The 19,846-nt window shown below is 42.8% G+C and carries 21 protein-coding genes; all 21 read right to left on the bottom strand.

The features are described 5' to 3' along the window. Positions 1-104: 104 nt before the first annotated feature. The 21 genes from rplS to JK635_RS10465 all read right to left on the bottom strand — a co-directional run bounded on the left by rplS (position 105) and on the right by JK635_RS10465 (position 19,843). Positions 105-449 (bottom strand): 50S ribosomal protein L19, encoded by a 345-nt coding sequence (gene rplS / locus JK635_RS10565; protein ID WP_202653909.1) that lies wholly within the window; start codon positions 447-449, stop codon positions 105-107. Positions 450-591: 142 nt separating this feature from the next. Continuing rightward, positions 592-1,332, bottom strand: a complete 741-nt coding sequence (gene trmD, locus JK635_RS10560) for a tRNA (guanosine(37)-N1)-methyltransferase TrmD (protein ID WP_202654327.1) — start codon at positions 1,330-1,332, stop codon at positions 592-594. Next, positions 1,332-1,850, bottom strand: a complete 519-nt coding sequence (rimM, locus tag JK635_RS10555) for a ribosome maturation factor RimM (protein ID WP_202653908.1) — start codon at positions 1,848-1,850, stop codon at positions 1,332-1,334. The genes trmD and rimM overlap by 1 nt, the downstream gene beginning before the upstream one ends. 14 nt (positions 1,851-1,864) lie before the next feature. Continuing rightward, positions 1,865-2,251, bottom strand: coding sequence for a YlqD family protein (locus JK635_RS10550; protein ID WP_202653907.1), 387 nt, complete (start codon positions 2,249-2,251; stop codon positions 1,865-1,867). 83 nt (positions 2,252-2,334) lie between these two features. Next, positions 2,335-2,565: a KH domain-containing protein gene (locus JK635_RS10545; protein WP_202653906.1), complete on the bottom strand. Its 231-nt coding sequence runs from the start codon at positions 2,563-2,565 to the stop codon at positions 2,335-2,337. Between the two features lie 10 nt (positions 2,566-2,575). Continuing rightward, complete coding sequence (gene rpsP / locus JK635_RS10540; protein WP_202653905.1) at positions 2,576-2,848, bottom strand: 30S ribosomal protein S16; 273 nt, start codon at positions 2,846-2,848, stop codon at positions 2,576-2,578. 108 nt (positions 2,849-2,956) lie between these two features. Beyond that, positions 2,957-4,309 (bottom strand): signal recognition particle protein, encoded by a 1,353-nt coding sequence (gene ffh / locus JK635_RS10535; protein ID WP_202653904.1) that lies wholly within the window; start codon positions 4,307-4,309, stop codon positions 2,957-2,959. Between the two features lie 12 nt (positions 4,310-4,321). Further along, a complete protein-coding gene (locus JK635_RS10530; RefSeq protein ID WP_202654326.1) occupies positions 4,322-4,654 on the bottom strand; it encodes a putative DNA-binding protein in 333 nt (110 codons plus the stop codon). Between the two features lie 124 nt (positions 4,655-4,778). Then, complete coding sequence (ftsY, locus tag JK635_RS10525; protein WP_202653903.1) at positions 4,779-5,765, bottom strand: signal recognition particle-docking protein FtsY; 987 nt, start codon at positions 5,763-5,765, stop codon at positions 4,779-4,781. 19 nt (positions 5,766-5,784) lie between these two features. Continuing rightward, a complete protein-coding gene (gene smc / locus JK635_RS10520) occupies positions 5,785-9,351 on the bottom strand; it encodes a chromosome segregation protein SMC (protein WP_202653902.1) in 3,567 nt (1,188 codons plus the stop codon). A gap of 97 nt (positions 9,352-9,448) precedes the next feature. Further along, on the bottom strand, positions 9,449-10,195 hold the full coding sequence (gene rnc / locus JK635_RS10515) for a ribonuclease III (protein WP_202653901.1): 747 nt from the start codon (positions 10,193-10,195) through the stop codon (positions 9,449-9,451). A gap of 165 nt (positions 10,196-10,360) precedes the next feature. Next, entirely contained in the window at positions 10,361-10,594 is a 234-nt protein-coding gene (acpP, locus tag JK635_RS10510) for an acyl carrier protein (protein WP_202653900.1), read from the bottom strand. Positions 10,595-10,645: 51 nt separating this feature from the next. Next, positions 10,646-11,392 carry a 3-oxoacyl-[acyl-carrier-protein] reductase gene (fabG, locus tag JK635_RS10505; protein ID WP_202654325.1) on the bottom strand — a complete coding sequence of 249 codons (747 nt, stop codon included), beginning with the start codon at positions 11,390-11,392 and terminating at the stop codon, positions 10,646-10,648. Continuing rightward, entirely contained in the window at positions 11,392-12,336 is a 945-nt protein-coding gene (gene fabD / locus JK635_RS10500; protein WP_202653899.1) for an ACP S-malonyltransferase, read from the bottom strand. The genes fabG and fabD overlap by 1 nt, the downstream gene beginning before the upstream one ends. 11 nt (positions 12,337-12,347) lie before the next feature. Continuing rightward, the gene (plsX, locus tag JK635_RS10495; protein ID WP_202653898.1) at positions 12,348-13,337 is read right to left on the bottom strand and encodes a phosphate acyltransferase PlsX; all 990 of its coding nucleotides are present in this window, start codon (positions 13,335-13,337) and stop codon (positions 12,348-12,350) included. A 12-nt stretch (positions 13,338-13,349) separates the two neighbouring features. Then, positions 13,350-13,916, bottom strand: coding sequence for a transcription factor FapR (gene fapR / locus JK635_RS10490; protein ID WP_202653897.1), 567 nt, complete (start codon positions 13,914-13,916; stop codon positions 13,350-13,352). Between the two features lie 116 nt (positions 13,917-14,032). Beyond that, the gene (recG, locus tag JK635_RS10485; RefSeq protein WP_202653896.1) at positions 14,033-16,081 is read right to left on the bottom strand and encodes an ATP-dependent DNA helicase RecG; all 2,049 of its coding nucleotides are present in this window, start codon (positions 16,079-16,081) and stop codon (positions 14,033-14,035) included. Beyond that, entirely contained in the window at positions 16,078-16,962 is an 885-nt protein-coding gene (sdaAA, locus tag JK635_RS10480) for an L-serine ammonia-lyase, iron-sulfur-dependent, subunit alpha (RefSeq protein ID WP_202653895.1), read from the bottom strand. Before sdaAA ends, recG begins: the two co-directional genes overlap by 4 nt. Before the next feature lie 29 nt (positions 16,963-16,991). Beyond that, the gene (sdaAB, locus tag JK635_RS10475) at positions 16,992-17,654 is read right to left on the bottom strand and encodes an L-serine ammonia-lyase, iron-sulfur-dependent subunit beta (protein WP_202653894.1); all 663 of its coding nucleotides are present in this window, start codon (positions 17,652-17,654) and stop codon (positions 16,992-16,994) included. Between the two features lie 128 nt (positions 17,655-17,782). Continuing rightward, positions 17,783-19,465, bottom strand: a complete 1,683-nt coding sequence (locus JK635_RS10470) for a DAK2 domain-containing protein (protein ID WP_202653893.1) — start codon at positions 19,463-19,465, stop codon at positions 17,783-17,785. A gap of 15 nt (positions 19,466-19,480) precedes the next feature. Next, positions 19,481-19,843: an Asp23/Gls24 family envelope stress response protein gene (locus JK635_RS10465; RefSeq protein WP_202653892.1), complete on the bottom strand. Its 363-nt coding sequence runs from the start codon at positions 19,841-19,843 to the stop codon at positions 19,481-19,483. Positions 19,844-19,846 lie beyond the last annotated feature (3 nt).

Genomic DNA, 19,846 nt, shown 5'->3' with positions numbered 1-19,846 from the left:
TAAATTTTTAATCAAAATTTAATGTTTCGTCACCCTCAACATATGGCGGGAGAATGATATGTATGAAAAAAGAGCTTGCCCGGCAAGCTCCTTTCTTTTTCATATTAGCGAATTTCTTTAATACGAGCCTTCTTACCGCGAAGATTACGTAAGTAGTAAAGTTTTGCACGGCGAACTTTACCGCGGCGAATTACTTCAAGCTTCGCAATTTTTGGGGTGTGTAATGGAAATGTACGCTCAACGCCTACTCCATAAGAAACTTTACGAACTGTGAAAGTTTCACTGATTCCACCACCACGACGCTTTATCACAACACCTTCAAAAATCTGAATACGTTCGCGGGTACCCTCGATAACTTTTACGTGAACACGTACAGTATCGCCAGGACGGAACGCAGGCAGGTCAGAACGCAATTGTTCTTTTGTGATTTCTTCAATTAATTGATGCATCGTTTTCAACTCCTTCCAACAGATGCTCATGCACAAAAATAAGAATCAACCGTACAGCGGAACATCGTTATAAGACCAGACTGAATAAATTCAGCTAAAGTCACAAGATGTATAATACCATAATAATGACTGCCCCGCAATACTAGTTGACTTCTTTTTCAACTTCTTGGAGCCATTTTTTCTGCTGTGGGGTCAGTTCTATTTTTTCTAATAAATCCGGCCGCCTTTCCAAGGTTCGCCGCAATGCTTCTTTATTGCGCCACTCTTCGATTAATTTATGGTTCCCGGAAAGGAGCACATCCGGTACTTTCATACCGTGAAAATCAGCCGGTCTTGTATAATGAGGATGTTCTAACAATCCAGTACTAAAGGAATCCTTTATATGTGATTCAGCATTTCCCAACACTTCTGGCAATAGGCGGACAACGCTGTCGACTACCACCATAGCCGCAAGCTCACCGCCGGTTAACACATAATCGCCAATCGAGATCTCGTCAGTCACGATATGCTTTCGGATTCGTTCATCATATCCTTCGTAATGACCGCAAATAAAAATAAGATGTTCTTCCTTGGCTAGTTCCTCCGCCTTTTTCTGATCATATCTGGTCCCTTGAGGACAAAGAAGAATCACTCTTGGTTTTTTACAGGCTGCCTTTTCTTTTAGGTCGGCAACAGCAGCAAAAATTGGCTGTGGCATCAGCACCATACCTGCACCGCCGCCATAAGGGTAATCATCGACCTGAGAATGTTTATTATCAGCGTATTTCCGGAAATTGACAACATTGTAGGTTACAGCTGACTTTTCCACTGCTTTTTGTAACATGGAATGCCCCAGCACTCCGGAAAACATTTCGGGAAAAAGAGTTAAAATATCAATCTGCATCATGATAATAACCCTTCCATCGGTTCAATTGTGACCGTTTTATTTTCGACATCTACCTGTTTGACGACATCTTCAATATAAGGAATTAAAATCTCTTGCCCACTCTTGGATTTCACCACCCAGACATCATTTGCCCCAGGCGTAAGAATTTCACTAATTTTTCCAATTTCTTCGCCAGAGGGGAGGAGAACATGGCAGCCAATAATTTCGTGAAAATAATACTCATCCTCTTCCAATTCCGTTAACTGCGATTCAGGCACCTTCAAAATGCCCTCACGGAATTTCTCCACTAAATTTATATCTTCGTACCCTTCAAAAGTGAGTAAATCAAAATTTTTATGTGTACGATGGTTTTGAACCGTTAATTCAAGCGGTTCAGTGGATTTAGGCAAAAACAAATATAATTTATTTCCCGCTTTATAGCGCTCCTCGGGGAAATCTGTCTTGGAAATGACACGAACTTCCCCCTTTATGCCATGGGTATTAACCACCTTGCCAACATTAAACCATTTTTCCATATGTACTTCACCTTCTATCTTATATCCTCGATAATTCCATCTTTAATCACAATCGTCGGTTGGGTTCCTGAAGTACTCCAGACATCTCCTATTTTAACTTCTATGAGCGCTTGAACTTCCTTTTCCTTTAATTCGCTTCCTAAAGGTAGGATATGCAGCTGTTCTATTTGAAACTCAATCAGCTTTATTTTTTCCTTTCGCATTTGAATCTCTTTTTCAAAATGTTTTTTGAGTGTTTGAGGCGAAAAGGTTTTTGTTCGTTCTAATCGTTTTAATTCAAAATGAAGTTGATCACATTCTTTTTGAAGCTGCTGTTTGTGGGCTTGATATTGATCAAAAAGCTGCTGCTTGCTGCTTTCGGTTAATATTTGCTTGACGACAACCGTCTGGATTAGCTGCATTTTGAGTCCTCCTCTAAACTGGGGCATTTCCTGTAGCAAAAAAGGGAGGAATCAATCCCTCCCTTTCGCCAAGATGCAAATAGCTACTCACCAATTTCCAAAAATATTTTCTTTTGTTGTGATGATCCTGCTGCATAAACAACAGTCCTAATGGCCTTTGCAACCCGCCCTTGTTTACCAATCACTTTACCCATATCGGCCTTATTTACCCATAAATGGTAAGTAATCCGGGTATCTTCCTCTTCAACATCAACATGTACTTCTTCAGGAAAATCGACAAGGGGCTTAACAATCGTCTCAATCAATTCTTTCATGGCTGCTCAATTACTTACTCAATTTTGCATTATGGAATTTTTCCATAATACCTTGTTTTGAGAACAGATTACGGACTGTATCAGATGGTTTCGCACCATTTTGCAGCCACTTAAGAGCGAGTTCCTCATTGATTTCAAGTTGAACTGGTTCTGCAACCGGATTGTAGGTACCAACTGTTTCAATGAAACGTCCATCACGAGGAGAACGAGAATCAGCCACAACGATACGATAGAAAGGAGTTTTCTTTGCTCCCATACGTTTTAAACGAATTTTTACTGCCATAATTAATAGCACCTCCGAATAGTTTCACACAAGAAATAATATTAACAGATAGGTATTATGTTGTAAAGGTTTTTTTCTTTACGCTCATTATTTCCAAAAATTACTTTTTTAAAAAGGCTTGAACGGGAATTTAAAGCCGCCTTTTTTCTTTACTTTTTGCTGCATGCCCGACATTTGCTTCATCATTTTTTTCATTTCTTCAAATTGCTTGAGCAACCGGTTTACTTCAGCTACAGTCCGGCCGCTTCCCTTGGCAATCCTCCGCTTGCGGCTCGAGTTCATGAGCTCAGGGCGAAGCTTTTCATCCTTCGTCATCGATTTAATGATTGCCTCTACATGAGCGATTTGTTTTTCATCGATTTGAATATTATTTAAACCTTTGATTCTATTTGCGCCTGGCATCATTTTTAACAATTCATCAAGCGGACCCATTTTGCGGACTTGAGCAAGCTGATCTAAAAAATCATCAAGGGTGAATGTTGCTGTCCGCATTTTCTGCTCTAGTTCTTTGGCCTTTTGTTCGTCAATATTGGACTGCGCTTTTTCAATTAGTGTCAGGACATCGCCCATGCCCAAAATTCTCGATGCCATTCTTTCCGGGTGAAACGGCTCAAGGGCATCCAATTTCTCGCCAAGACCAACAAATTTAATCGGCTTTTCCGTCACTGCCCGAATCGATAAAGCCGCCCCGCCGCGGGTATCGCCATCAAGCTTTGTTAATACAACCCCGGTAATCCCGAGCTGTTCGTTAAAGCTTTGAGCAACATTAACGGCATCTTGTCCTGTCATGGCATCAACGACAAGAAAAATTTCATCAGGCTTTGTTAATTCCTTGATTTCTTTTAACTCATCCATCAATGCCGCATCAACATGAAGCCGGCCTGCCGTATCAATCAGAACATAATCGTTATGATCCTCTTTTGCTTTCTCAATCGCCTTTCTGGCTATTTCCACCGGACTTATTTGATCCCCTAATGAAAAAACTGGCATGTTCAATTGCTTACCAAGAGTTTCCAGCTGCTTTATTGCAGCTGGGCGATAAATGTCTCCTGCGACCAGCAATGGTTTGCGATTGTATTTCTTGCGCAGCAAATTGGCGAGCTTTCCAGTTGTCGTTGTTTTCCCGGCACCCTGCAGACCCACCATCATGATAACAGTCGGCGGACGGCTGGCAACGGCAATTTTACTCTGTTCGCCGCCCATAAGCGAGGTTAATTCTTCATTTACAATCTTAATGATTTGCTGTCCGGGGGTTAAGCTCTTCAGTACCTCTTGTCCGACAGCACGTTCACTGACTTTCTTAACAAAATCCTTGACGACCTTAAAGTTAACATCTGCCTCAAGAAGAGCAAGACGAACTTCTCGCATCATTTCTTTTACATCCGCTTCTGAAACCTTTCCCTTACCACGGATTTTTTGAATCGTACTTTGCAGTCGGTCGGCTAATCCTTCAAATGCCATCAGCGCCGCCTCCTAATCTAAATTCTCCAGCTCGACTATTGTATCAAGCAATTCCTGCTTTGAAGGGTTTTCCTCCAGAAGCAGCCTTTTCATTTTTTTTAAAAGTCCGGCACGCTCGTGAAATTTTTGCAGTAATAACAGCTTTTCTTCGTATTCCTCGAGCATTGCTTCCGTTCGTTTAATATTGTCATAAACGGCTTGACGGCTGACATCATACTCTTCGGCAATCTCACCAAGAGAGTAATCATCAAGATAGTAGAGAGACATATAGCTTTGCTGCTTGGGCGTTAACAACGAGTGATAGAAGTCAAACAAGTAGTTCATTCGTGTTGTCTTTTCCAGTATCATGCCCAGGTCCCCCTTTTATGTTAAGTTAAAAGCCTTTACAAAGAGTTTACACAGCGAAAATGTTTATGTCAAGAAAATGTCTTTACAATCCCGTTTACAATAATTTCTTTATATTTTTCAATTATTCTGCTTTCTCCACTTGATCGGCAAATAATCCGTAAACATATTTTTCGGCATCAAATTCCTGGAGGTCATCCATTTTCTCACCGAGACCAACAAATTTTACCGGGATATTTAACTCTTTTCGAATCGCCAGGACAATCCCGCCTTTCGCGGTACCATCCAGTTTTGACAGGACAATCCCGCTAACAGCGGTTGCTTCTTTAAAGGTTTTCGCCTGGATTAAAGCATTTTGTCCGGTAGTTGCATCAAGGACAAGCAGGACTTCATGCGGTGCTCCAGGAATTTCCCGTTCAATGACCCGCTTTACCTTTTCCAGCTCTTTCATTAGGTTAACTTTGTTTTGCAGCCGGCCAGCGGTATCACAAAGGAGGATATCGACCTTGCGTGATTTTGCCGCCTGAATCGCATCAAACATTACCGCTGCAGGATCGGAACCTTCTGCCTGTTTGATCGTCTCAACCCCAACTCTGTCACCCCAAACCTCGAGCTGTTCAATCGCACCGGCACGAAACGTATCTCCTGCTGCTAACAGAACTTTTTTTCCTTCGTTCTTAAACTTGTGTGCCAGCTTTCCAATGGTTGTCGTTTTTCCAACACCATTGACGCCGACAAATAAAATGACCGTCAGCCCGTCTTGTTGAATATTTAAATGCGCGGATTGTTCTTCACCTGAATTATATATTTCCACCAATTTTTCGGAAATGACACTTTGGACCTCCGCAGGGTCTTGAATATTCCGGCGTTTGACTTCCAGCTTTAACTCATCAATTAGCTCCATTACCGTCGCAAAGCCGACATCGGCCTGAATAAGAATTTCCTCCAATTCTTCAAAGAAGTCTTCATCCACTTTACGATATCTGGCAATCAGATCATTTACTTTCCCGGAAAAATTGGACCTTGTTTTGGTCAGCCCGTCTTTAAACTTTTCGGTCACGGAATCAGTAGATTTTGTGATTTTCTCTTTTAATTTCTTAAAAAAACTCATACCCGTCACTTCCCTTACATTAAGATTCTACCAGTTCTTTTGTATCCTCCAGACGAACAGATACCATCTTTGAAACACCTGATTCCTGCATGGTTACACCGTAGAGGACATCGGCCTCCTCCATGGTTCCCTTTCGATGAGTGATGACAATAAACTGGGTTTCGCTGCTATACCGTTTTAAATATTGACTAAAACGCTGGACATTGGCTTCATCCAGGGCTGCCTCTACTTCATCAAGAATACAGAAAGGCACAGGTCGGACCTTTAAAATCGAAAATAATAAGGCAATCGCTGTTAACGCCCGTTCTCCTCCTGACAGCAGCCCTAAATTCTGCAGCTTTTTACCAGGCGGCTGAGCAACAATTTCAACACCTGTATTTAAAATATCCTCGGGTTCCGTAAGAATCAGGTCTGCTCTACCGCCGCCGAAAAGCGCGCGAAAAACAGGTTCAAAATGTTCACGAATCCCATCAAATGTTTGCTTGAAACGTTTTTTCATTTCCTCATCCATCTCGTCGATGACTTGGAAAAGCGTATCCTTTGCCTCCTGCAAATCTGTCTTTTGGACAATTAAAAACTCATAGCGTTCGGAAACGCGCTCGTATTCTTCAATCGCCCCCAGATTAACATTGCCGAGTTCATCAATGGCCAGTTTAATCAGCTTAACCTTCTTGCGCGCTTCCTCAACAGGAATTGTAAGTGGGTATTGTTCCTTTGCACCATCATAAGACAACAAATATTCTTCTCTTAAGCGGGCTAATCTGTTTTCCAGTTCTACATCCAAGCGGTTCAGTTTTACTTCCTCATCCTTTAATACAACCGTCATGCCCTTATGAAGCCGCTTGACTTCTCTAGTTTCAATTTCCAAGTTTTCCAAGGTATCTTGGAGTTCCAGTCGCTCCTGTCTTCTCGCCGTAATTAACTGTAAGGTTGCTTCTTTATCCTGCTGTTTTCTTTTAGCTGCAGCCTCCAATTGCTCCTCACCTGAGGTACTGCTCGACATTTCTGTCGATAAAAGCTCCAAATCCTCGGTAAGAACAGACAGTTTTTGTTCACTTTCCCGCAACTCTGATTCGATTGCAGCAAGCCGTTCTTTTGAATGGATATATTGCTCGTTCTTTGAAGTAAATTCAATCTTTAACTCGTTTATTTCCGTGATAAGTGTTTCTTTTGATGTCAGTTCACTCGTCTTTTGCTCTGTTAGTTGGACTATTTGTTTATCAAGTTCGGAAATTTGCGTTTGAAACATCGCCAATACTTGGGTATTGGTTTCTTTTCTTTTGGTTAACTCGCTAATTTCTTCTGAAAATTGCTCTTTTTCAAGGTCATAGATGGCTAGACGTTCATTAATATTTTTTTCTTCCAGCTCGGCTTCACGAAGATCCCCTTTTAGGGTTTGTTCTGAAAGTCTTAATTCCTCCCCGGACTTTCTTATTGCTTCAAGCTGCAATTCACCGAGACGGATTTCCTCTTTTAACGACTTAACAGTTTGCTCAAGAGATGCAGTCTTTTCCTCCATGATCGCAAGTTTCTTTGTCAGCTCTTCAAGCTCACCTTTTCTTGTTAACAATGAAGATGTTTTTTGTTTAACGGCACCGCCGGTCATCGACCCGCCGGGATTGACAACATCGCCGTCAAGCGTCACAACGCGAATGCGATACTGGAGAATTTTCGCCAATTCATTGGCACCCTTTAGGTCTGTCGTAACGACGACACTGCCTAATAGATTGTTCATGACATCGGAATATTTTTTTTCAAACTGAACAAGACTGACAGCCGTGCCAACGAAAGAGGGGTGATTCTGAATCAATGACAGTTGTGTCTGAGACAAAGACCGCCCCTTAATAACACTCAGTGGTAAAAAGGTCGCTCTGCCAAATGAATGCTGCTTTAAATACTGTATGGCCGCCCGTGCGTTCGTCTCGGTATCGACGACAATGTGCTGCAAAGAGCCACCAAGGGCAGTCTCCAGTGCTGTTCCATATTCTTTCGGAACTTGGATAAGCTCCGCAACAGCGCCGGCAATTCCTTGCAGCTTGTTGCCGCGGGCTTTCAGCACTTCTTTAACACCCTGGAAGAAGCCCGAATAATCTTCCTCCAATTCTTCAAGCATGTCCTTTTTCGATTTGGCCTGTTGCAGCAGCTGATAGGCTTGATACAAGGTTTTTTCTTGCTTTTGGAAAGTTTTTTTTAAGGCTTCTAGCTGCCGTTGTTGCTCACGAAAGCCGGCTACTTGAGCATCAAGTTTCCGGCCGGCCTCTTCCAGCCGGGTTTGTATATCAGACCTTTTCTTCTCGGCTTTTTGCCGCTCTGACAGAAACCTTGCGTTTTCCTCGTCGAGGCGGACGATTTTTCTTTTCTGCTGTTGAAATTGCTCCTCAATGTATTTCAATTCGTTTTTGGCACCAGCCTGCTTATTCAACAGTTCAATATATTCAGCCTTTAAGCTATCAATTTTTTCATCAATGTTTTCGGCAAACAACTGGAGCTTTTCCTGTTTTTGTTTTAACAGCTCCTTTAGTTTACCTACCTGTTCCTCGAGTTGTCCGACGGTTACCGCTAAAGAATCCCGATTCTCCTTTAATCCGGTAATCTTATCCGTTAATTCGGCCATGTTCATTTTTAATTGTTCTTTATTTTGTGCTGCATTTTTCCGCCGCTCTTTCAATACTTCCTTGCGCCCTTCCAGCTTTTCCAGCTCTTCGCTGGCATAAAGAAGGACGTTTTGCAGTTCCGTAATGGACTCGTCCAAAGCGGAAATTTGCTCTCTTGTTTCAATAATTTTTGCTTCTTTTAATTGAAGCTCACTAGATAGCTTCAATTCTTCCTGCTGATGGTCTTCAAACTGTTTAGTAAGGTTTTCCCATTTCTGATTTAGTTCTTCAATTTCATAGACGGTTAAAGCTACTTCAAATTTTTCAAGCTCTTCTTTTTTCTCCAAATAGTCTTTAGCCATCGAGGCTTGAATTTTCAGCGGCTCAATTTGGCTTTCCAACTCGTGAAGAATATCATGGACACGGTTTAAATTTTCTTGTGTTTCCGCCAGTTTTCCTTCTGCTTTTTTCTTGCGGTTTTTATATTTTAAGACTCCTGCTGCTTCTTCAAAAATGGTTCGGCGGTCCTCTGCCTTGCTATTTAAAATTTCTTCCACTTTTCCTTGGCTGATGATCGAAAATGCTTCCCTGCCAAGTCCGGAATCCATGAATAAGTCAACGATGTCCTTTAAGCGGCACGGCTGTTTATTAATAAAAAATTCACTCTCTCCTGAGCGGGATACCCTTCGTGTAACACTTACTTCATTGTAATCAATCGCCAGTCCTTGATCCTCGTTATCAAGCGTTAAGGTCACTTCAGCAAAATTCAGCGGTTTTCGCGTATCGCTGCCCGCGAAAATGATATCTTCCATTTTACTGCCTCTGAGCGACTTGGCTGATTGCTCCCCCAATACCCAGCGGATGGCATCCGTAATATTGCTTTTGCCGCTCCCATTCGGCCCAACGACCGCTGTGACTCCAGTTACAAAATCGACACTGATACGGTCAGCGAATGATTTAAAGCCAATAATATCCAACCGTTTTAAAAACATTCAATAATCCTCCCAAAAATGCTTAGGGATTTCTCCTCTTAAAACATTTGACCATTCTATGTTGTTTTGTTTTTAACTTTATTAAGCGATACCTCAATCAGTGGGGGGTTCCTGCCGATTTTAGGCGGGATAATGCCATTTGGGCGGCATGCTGTTCGGCCTCTTTCTTGGACCTGCCGGTTCCCACCCCTAATTCTTCTCCATTTAATGTGACCCTTGAGACAAATTCTTTATTGTGGGCAGGTCCCTTTTCCTGCAGGACCCGGTATTCAATTATACCTGTACCATCCCGCTGAACGATCTCCTGCAATTGGCTTTTAAAATCCATCACATGAGAAAAAGCACCGGCATTAATTTTCGGAAAGACAGTCTTTTCCAAAAAACTAATAACGCTGTCGATTCCTTGATCCAAATAAAGAGCGCCAATAAATGCTTCAAAGACGTCAGCCAAGAGGGCCGGACGCTCTCTGCCACCTGTCATTTCTTCCCCTTTACCAAGTAAGATTAATTTTCCAAATTCAAGTTCGTTAGCAAACTTAACAAGTGACGGCTCACATACAATGGCAGCTCTTAGTTTCGTCAACTCTCCTTCCGCCATTGTCGGATATTTTTTGAAAAGGAACTGAGAAACGGTTAGTTCTAAGACGGCATCTCCTAAAAATTCAAGTCTTTCATTATCTTCAAAAGGCTTTCTTCGATGCTCATTCACATATGATGAATGAGTAAAAGCATGTTTTAATAATTTTTCATTCGTAAAGGTAATCCCTATTTGCTCTTGAAATTTTTTAAATTGCCTTTCTATGGTCCGATTATTACCTTCATTTTCTTTCCCGTTCCAACGCATTAACGTCTCCACCTTGCAATAAATTTGAATATGCTATTGTTAGTTTAAGAAAAACTACCACAAAAAGCAAAAAAACCTGGCAGTTTCGTTTCATCGGCCAAGTTCTATTCTACATAAGAAAGCCCCGTTTGAAAACGGAGCTTTGATGTTTTGATTCTAACGAAATTACTTTTTGCTATTTATGTAGTTCACAGCATCACCTACTGTGCTAATCTTCTCAGCATCTTCGTCAGAAATTTCCATATCGAACTCATCTTCTAATTCCATAACGAGTTCCACTACATCAAGGGAATCAGCACCAAGATCATCTTTAAATGAAGCCTCAAGGGTCACTTGGGACTCGTCGACGCCTAAACGATCAACGATGATCTTTGTTACACGTTCTAATACATCTGCCATGCTCTTCACCTCCCCTCAAGCTATTATAAAGGATTTCTGTCAGAGAATAAACTATAACATTACCATTCCACCGTCGATATTTAATGTTTGCCCGGTGATATAGGCGGCATCGTCCGAGGCCAGGAAGGCAGCCGCTTTAGCAACATCTTTTGGTTCCCCTAAACGTGCCAATGGAATTTGTTTTAACATTTCTGCTTTTATCTCTTCCGGCAGTTGATCCGTCATATCTGTCGTGATAAAACCAGGTGCGATCGCATTAACAGTGATATTCCGCGAAGCGAGCTCTTTTGCGGTTGTTTTTGTCAAGCCAATCACTCCCGCTTTTGCAGCTACATAGTTGGCCTGGCCGGGATTACCGCTGACACCGACGATCGAAGCAATATTAATAATCCGCCCTTTGCGCTGCTTCATCATTTGCCTTGTGACCGCTTTTGTCACTAAAAAAACCCCTTTTAGGTTAATATTAATGACATCATCCCATTCTTCTTCCTTCATTCTCATGATTAAATTATCCTTTGTTATGCCGGCATTATTCACAAGAATATCCAGACTGCCAAAACGGTCTATCACACTTTTTACCATTTCAGTAACATTTGCTGAATCGGAAACATTGCATTTATACGCAAAAGCATCCCTGCCAAGAGCTTTGATTTCATCGACTACTTCATTTGCTTTCGCTTCACTGCCGGCATAATTTACGGCCACATTGGCACCCTGGCTTGCAAGTTCAAGGGCAATTGCCCGGCCGATTCCCCGAGATGCTCCTGTTACCAGTGCTGTTTTTCCCGTTAAACTCATCATTTTTCCTCCTTTAAGGCATGGATTACTTGCGCTGCGCTAGCTTCGTCCGAAACTGAATAGGCTGTCACTGTCTTATCGATTTTTTTTATCAACCCGGAAAGGACCTTTCCCGGACCGATTTCAATGAAAGTGTCCACACCCATGGCAATCATTTTTCGCACCGAGTCATCCCATAATACGGGAGAATACAGTTGCTCGATTAATTGATCCTTGATTTCGGCTGCGGAATTAATTGGTTCTGCAGTCACATTAGCGACAACCGGAATGCGGGCATCATGCATCTCTAGACCATCTAAAACTTCCCGCAGCTGGGTTGCAGCCGGCTTCATTAATGGAGAATGGAACGGTCCGCTCACTTCCAGCGGCAATACCCTTTTTGCACCAGCTTCTTTTGCCTTTCCTCCTGCCAATTCCACGCCTGTTTTTGAACCGGAAATGACAATTTGACCAGGACAATTTAAATTGGCCAGTGCAACAGGAGACCCGGATGCTGTAACCTCTTCGGTAACGGCTAATAGTTTATCACGCTCCAGCCCTAAAACAGCAGCCATGGAGCCTTCACCATTCGGTACGGCATTTTCCATAAATTCGCCTCTTTTTCTGACCGCATATACCCCATCTTCAAAGTTTAGTACTCCGGCAGCGACAAGTGCGGTATATTCACCAAGGCTGTGACCGGCGACAAAATCTGGAACTATTCCTGATTTTTGAAAAAAATGCAAAATCGCGATGCTTGTGGTTAAAAGTGCAGGCTGAGTGTTCACTGTTAGTGTCAGTTCCTCTTTGGGACCTTCGAAAATTAATGTGCTCAATGAACTGTTTAATGTTTCATCAGCTTTTTGAAAATAGGCCATAATATCAGGATGTTTCTCGGCAAGCTCTTTCCCCATCCCTACAGTTTGAGATCCTTGCCCAGGAAACACAAAAGCGATTTTTCCCATATGATCACTCCCTATTGTTTATTCTCTTCCACCGTTTGTTTGACCATGCCGACAACATTATTGGCAACCATTTCTCTTGTTTGTTTTACTGCACTGAAAAGCGCCTGGGCATTTGAGGAACCATGTGCCTTGATGACCGGAGCTTTTAAGCCAAAAAGCGCTGCCCCGCCGTATTCAGAATAATCCAAGGTATTTTTCAATTGCTTCAGGTTGGGTTTTAAAACGGCTGCAGCCAGCTTGCTTTTAACGCTGCTCATTAAAGCCGTTTTTAACATTTTAAACATCCCCAGAGCAGTGCCTTCAATCGTTTTTAAGACCATATTACCGGTAAAACCATCAGTAACAACAACATCGGCGACACCAGAAAGCAAATCACGCGCCTCCACATTACCGATAAAATTTACTTCTGCGGTTTTTAACAGTTCAAAAGCATGCTTCGTCAGTTCGTTTCCTTTTTTTTCTTCCGTTCCAATATTCAAGAGGCCAACCCGCGGTTCTTTAATGCCTCTGACCTTCTCACTATATATCGAGCCCATCATCGCATACTGCAGCAAATGTTCAGGCTTGGCATCGGCATTTGCCCCTACGTCTAACAATAAAAATCCCTTGCCGTCAATGGTGGGCAGCGTCGGTGCTAATGCCGGCCGATCGATTCCTTCGATTCTTCCGACCACAAATAACCCAGCTGCCATGAGAGCCCCGGTATTTCCTGCAGACAGGCAGGCATCCGCCAATCCTTCAGCTACCTGACGAGCCGCTAGCACCATCGAAGCATCTTTTTTGCGGCGCACCGCCCTGACTGGTTCATCAGTGGCCAAGATGACCTCTGTTGTATGTATCGCAGAAATTCGTTCATGTGGTGTTAATGTTTCATTTATTTTATCTTCGTCTCCGACAAGGATCAGTTCAATATCTGAAAAGGCTTCAACAGCCTTCATCGCTCCTAAAACAATTTCCTTCGGGGCATTGTCCCCGCCCATCGCATCGATTGCAATTTTCATCTGTCTCATCCTTTAGCTAGTTTTTGAACGGTACATCTCAAAGTCTCCGGTAAAGACTGGTTCATTATTCACATAACTGATTACTTCAACAAAGGTCCTGCCAATTGCCTCATCAATTTTGGTAACTCTGGCTTTGGCCACAACGCGTTCCTTCAGTTTAACCGACCGTTTAAACTGGATATTTGCCTTCGCTGTCAGGGCTAACTCATCATTGATAACCGCTACCGCCAGTGAATTGGCCTGGGCAAACAAATGATGCCCGCGGGCAATTTGATTTCGCCTAAACACATGCTCTTCCTTGACATCCAAAATGGAAATGGCACTTCGATCAGGCTCAATATCAATGATTTCACCAATCACTTCATCAAGCGGCAAGGAACGGACTTGATCTTCAAACCGCTTTTCAGCCACCGATTTTATCCGCTCACGAAGCTCAGGAATAGAAAGTTCCAATCGGTCCAGACGGATCGTTTGGACACTGACATTAAATGTTTCAGCAAGCTCCTCATCCGTTACAAAAGGATTTTCATTAATTGTGGCAGCTAATAACTTCTGCCGTTCTTTTTTGTTTCGTCGCATTTCATACACCGTCCGAGATCTTATGACTAGGTACTAAGAGTAGTATAAAATTTAAAAAGGCAGATTGCAAGAATAACTTTTATTCTTGCAATCTGCCTTCGCTTTCCGCTTTTCGATCAATCCAGCTTTTCGCCGGCTAGGATACCGGATTCCTCCAACCTTTTTCTTAAGAAACCATACTCAGGTGAGGACCAAAAATACTGCGATTGGATTAGAATGGCCGCATCATTGCGGGCAGTTTCCAAGGCACGATAATCGTGAACCATATCAGCTACCTTGAACTCTGGTATACCGCTTTGTTTCTTTCCAAAAAAGTCTCCCGGTCCTCTCAACTCCAGATCCTTTTCACTAAGCACAAAACCATCATTTGTCTCAGTCATGATTCTCATTCTTTCCTGCCCTTCCTCCGATTTAGGACTGGCCAGGAGAATACAATAGGATTGATCACTTCCCCGACCAACACGGCCGCGGAGTTGATGCAGCTGTGACAGGCCAAATCTTTCCGCATCATAAACCACCATGATCGTCGCATTTGGCACGTTCACTCCAACTTCAACCACGGTGGTTGAAACAAGGACCTGCACTTCATTCGTGCTAAAGGCTTTCATAACAGAATCCTTTTCCTCAGAGTTTAGCCGGCCATGCATTAAACCAACACGATATCGATGTTGAAAATATTGACTTAATGCTGCATGAACATCAATCGCGTTTTGAACATCCAGCTTGTCCGATTCTTCGATTAATGGACAGATGACGTAAGCCTGGTGCCCCTTGACTAATTCCTTCTCAACAAATGCAAGAACCCGTTCCAACATTTCCGGTTTCGCCCAATATGTCTCGATAGTTTTTCTTCCAGCTGGCATTTCATCAATAATGGAAACGTCCATTTCACCAAAAACCGTGATCGCGAGCGTGCGGGGAATCGGTGTTGCCGTCATAAATAAAACATCGGGATTTTCCCCTTTTTCCCGCAAAATCCGCCGTTGCGCAACGCCAAAACGATGCTGTTCATCCGTGATTACCAGCCCCAGCCGTTTAAAAGAAACCTCATCCTGAATCAGCGCATGTGTACCGATTAAAATATCGACGTTTCCATTAGCCAATTCTTCAAGAATTTCCCCTCTCCGCTTTCCTTTAATCGAGCTTGTTAACAACTCACATCTGACTGAAAAAGGCTCTAAAAGCTGCTTTAAGCCTGCGGCATGCTGTTCGGCTAATATCTCCGTTGGTGCCATGAGTGCACCCTGAAATCCTGCTGTCACAGAGGCATATAGACCGATGCCCGCTACAACTGTCTTTCCGGAGCCCACATCACCCTGTAACAGTCGATTCATCCGGTAAGGAGAGCGCATATCTGTTAAAATTTCATTGACCACCCGTTTTTGGGCATTGGTCAGTGGAAATGGCAGACTGCTAATGAACCTCTCTACGCTCTTAAGATGAAAATTCTGGTTAATTCCAGGGGAATGTTCCCGTTCAAACTTTCTTAACCCCTGCATCTTTAATTGAAACAAGAGAAATTCCTCATATACAAAGCGCCTGCGGGCTTGCTTCAGATCCTCCTGATTCTGTGGGAAATGCATTGCCCTGATAGCTTCCCGGCGGCCTTGAAGCCGATACTTTTGAAGCATCGTTACAGGCAAGGTTTCTTCAATAAAATGGCCAAATTGCTGAAAAGCAAGACGGATAAATTTTCGCATACCTTTTGTTGTTAATCTGCCTTTTAATGAATAAACAGGTTCAAAGTCATGCTGTTTCGTGTTAAAGCCAAGCTGCAGTTCATTCGCCGTAATGGTCTGGCGATGGACATCCCATTTTCCGGTCACCGTTATTGTTTCATTCATAGCAAGTTTCTTTTTCAAATAAGGCTGGTTAAAAAAGACTACCTTGATTAGATAGCGTCCGACCAAAAGTCGAAATGTCAGTTTCGATTTTTTTCCGCCATAATAGGCAAGAGAAGGCTCACTGTGAACCTTCCCTTCGACTGTCACTTTTTCTTCATGGTCGACCTCTGCTAAGTCGCGAAGGCGATAGTCCTCATAACGGTAAGGAAAATACTCTAATAAGTCCTGAATCGTAACAATTTTCATTTCAGCTAATGTTTCAGCCGTTTCCTCACCAATTCCTTTTATGACCGTTACTGATTGGTTTAGATATTGATTCACTTTTCTTTGAGCGGCATTCCAAATATTTTTGCCGCAAGCGCACGGCCTGTCGGGGTAGCCGCCAACCCTCCCTGCGCAGTTTCTTTTAATGCGGTCGGCATCGATTGACCTATTTTGTACATGGCATCAATAACTTCATCACATGGAATTCGGCTGGTAATTCCGGCTAAGGCCATATCGGCTGCCACCATAGCATTGGCTGCCCCCATGGCGTTTCGCTTCACACAGGGGACTTCCACCAGGCCAGCAACCGGGTCACAGACCAATCCAAGCATATTTTTCAACGTAATCGCCATCGCCTCAGCACATTGCTGCGGCGTTCCTCCTGCCATTTCAACAATGGCGGCAGCCGCCATTCCGGCAGCTGAACCGACCTCTGCCTGACAGCCCCCGGCGGCCCCTGAAATCGAAGCATTGTTAGCAACTACAAAGCCAAAGGCCCCGGCGGTAAAAAGAAATGAGATCATTTGCTCCCTAGTCGGGTTCAACTTTTTCTTTACTGCAAATAATGTCCCCGGTACGACGCCAGCAGAACCGGCTGTTGGAGTTGCGCAAATGGTTCCCATCGCCGCATTGACTTCGTTGGTGGCAACCGCTTTACTTACCGCATCAAGAATGGTCTCACCTGTAAGGAAATTTCCTTTTTCAATATATTTTTGCAACAGAACCGCATCCCCGCCGGTTAAACCCGAATGGGATGTCACCCCTTTTATTCCTCGCTCAACCGCTTCTTCCATCACGGTCAGATTTCTTTCCATGAGAGCCATGACTTCTTCTTTTGAACGGCCGCTTACCGCTGCTTCCTGCTCAATCATGATTTCAGAGATTTTTTTATTTTGACTGACTGCCAATTCCACTAATTCGGCTACATTACGAAACATAAAATTCCTCCTTCAGCTGCCATTAATGCTTAATCTACAATCTTCGTTACTTTTAAAATATTGGGAAGCTGTTCAAGTTCCACAAGCAGCTGATCATCAATATTCTGATCTACTTCAATAGTCATGAGTGCCATTTTCCCAACATCTTTGCGGGCAACTTCCATATGACCAATATTGATTTCGTATTTGGCAAGGGTATTGGCAACGCTGGCGATCGCTCCAAAACGATCGTTATGGACGACGAGAATCGCGGGATGGTTACCAGAAAGCTTCAGCTCAAAACCATTCAACTCGATTATTTCTATTTTACCACCGCCTATTGAAATTCCGACCAATTCCAATTCCCCATTGTGATCGCCCATCATCACTCTGGCGGTGTTCGGGTGGTCTGTTACGGCATCTTCTTCGATAAAGTTAAGTTTAATCCCCCGCTCCTTGGCAATATCGAGAGCGTGAATGATCCTTTGATCATCCGTATCAAAATCTAATAAGCCGCCAACAATGGCAACATCTGTACCATGACCTTTGTATGTTTTAGCAAATGAACCATATAAAGAGATATTCGCCCATTTTGGTTCTCGGCCAAAAAGACTACGGGCCACCCGGCCTATTCTTGCGGCACCAGCTGTATGTGAACTTGATGGTCCAATCATGACAGGACCGATAATATCAAAGACACTCCTATATTTCACAAACCTTTCCTCCCTAAAGCAAATGCTGTTAATACATCTCTATTCATTTGCTTAAAAATGTCTCTACCTATTTTAAAAAAATAATGGTGGATCTCCCCTAGAGACCCACCTACTATTTTATCGATTCCCTATTCAATTGAAAAGATAAAAGAATACAACGGCTGCTGACCATTATGAATTTCAATTTCCACATCCGCATAATTTTTCCCGATAAATTCCTTTAGCTGATTCACTTCTGATTCGGTTACGCCTTCTCCATAAATGATCGTCAAGATTTCTGAATCATCATCCAACATTTGTGCTAACAAGTCTTCGGCAGCCGTCATTTTATCCTTATTTTTAACGACTATCTTTCCTTCAGCAATCCCCATGAAATCATCTTTTTCAATATCCAATCCATCTATTTGCGTATCGCGGACAGCAAAAGTGATTTGTCCTGTCTTTACATGCTTCAATGATTCCTTCATTGCCGCTTCATTTGTTTTTGCATCGGCATTGGGATTGAAGGCAAGCAGTGCTGAAAGCCCTTGGGGAACCGTTTTGGAAGGAATAACATAAATTTCCTCTTCAGCTACTTGAACCGCCTGTTCAGCCGCCATAATAATATTTTTGTTATTTGGCAAGATAAAAACCTTTCGCGCATTAACTTCCTTGATGGCCTTGACAATATCTTCCGTACTGGGATTCATTGTCTGGCCGCCTTCAATAACCGCATGGGCACCGATGCTTTTAAATAAATCTGCAATGCCCGCACCCATGGAAACCGTGACAATTCCATATTCCTGCTGTTCCTTTGGTGCAACAGGGTGGTCAGATTCTAAAGTGTTTTTGGTTCCGCCAACAATCTGGGAATGTTGCTGGCGCATATTTTCAATTTTCATATTGATTAAACTGCCATAACGCTGTCCATAATTTAAAACATTTCCAGGCTGTTCCGAATGAATATGAACTTTTACCAGTTCATCGTCGGCAATCACAAGCAGTGAATCACCCAGCTTGCTTAGATCGTTACGGAATACTTCCTCTTTGAAAGGGTTTTTCGCAATCTTTGCGTCCTCAAATTTAACCATAAATTCAGTACAGTAGCCATAAACAATATCCTCTGTGTTCATATGACTTTGAACGCTTTTATGGTGTTCGGCATTTACCAATTCATCCATCGACGGAAGAACATTGGCGTTATCAGATAGTTTTTCACCCTTTAGTTCGGCAAGAAATCCCTCATACACACATACAAGACCTTGGCCGCCGCTATCAACAACTCCTACTTCCTTTAACACCGGAAGAAGATCAGGCGTTCGCTTTAAAGAGGCTTTTGCTTCCTTTAAAACTGCTTCCATAATGACAATGATATCATCGGATTTTTCAGAGGCTTGGACACCTTTTTTGGCTGCATCTTTGGCGACAGTTAAAATAGTCCCTTCTACTGGCTTCATGACGGCTTTATAGGCAGTTTCCACCCCTGCCTCAAAGGCCTGGGCAAAATCACTTCCTGAAATAACCGCTTTATTTTCAATCGATTTTGCAAAGCCGCGAAAGAGTTGGGAAAGAATGACCCCGGAATTTCCTCGGGCTCCCATCAGTAACCCTTTTGAAAGGGCCACACCAACCTTGCCAATATGTTCTTGAACATTATTTTTAACTTCTCTTGCTCCGGAGGTCAAGGATAAATTCATATTTGTTCCCGTATCGCCGTCCGGTACTGGAAAAACGTTTAGAGCATCAACCATCTTGGCATTTGCAGCCAGATGATTCGCAGCATGGATGACCATCTCGGCAAAACGTTTTCCATCTAGTGCTGTAATTGACACAAAACTTCCTCCTTATTAAGGTTGAGTCACACGAACTCCCTGAACGTAAATATTTACCGAGTCAACGGCAAGTCCAACAGTCTTATCAAGGGTGTATTTTACCTTTGATTGCACGTTGTGAGCAATTTCGGAAATTTTCGTTCCATAGCTGACAATAATGTACATATCAATATGTATTGCCTCATTTTCCTGTCTAACAATAACACCGCGGGTGAAGTTTTCTTTCCGCAATATTTCCGTAATACCATCTTTAATTTGATTTTTGGAGGCCATACCGACGATTCCGTAGCATTCAATTGCCGCTCCTCCAGCAATCGTAGCGATCACTTCGTTTGAAATATCAATTTGTCCGTACTTCGTTTTTAATTCGATGGACATGAA

It is taken from the genome of Neobacillus paridis (genome assembly GCF_016765675.1).
In the GTDB taxonomy this organism is placed as follows: domain Bacteria; phylum Bacillota; class Bacilli; order Bacillales; family Cytobacillaceae; genus Neobacillus; species Neobacillus paridis.
This window is presented reverse-complemented; position numbering and strand designations above follow the sequence as displayed.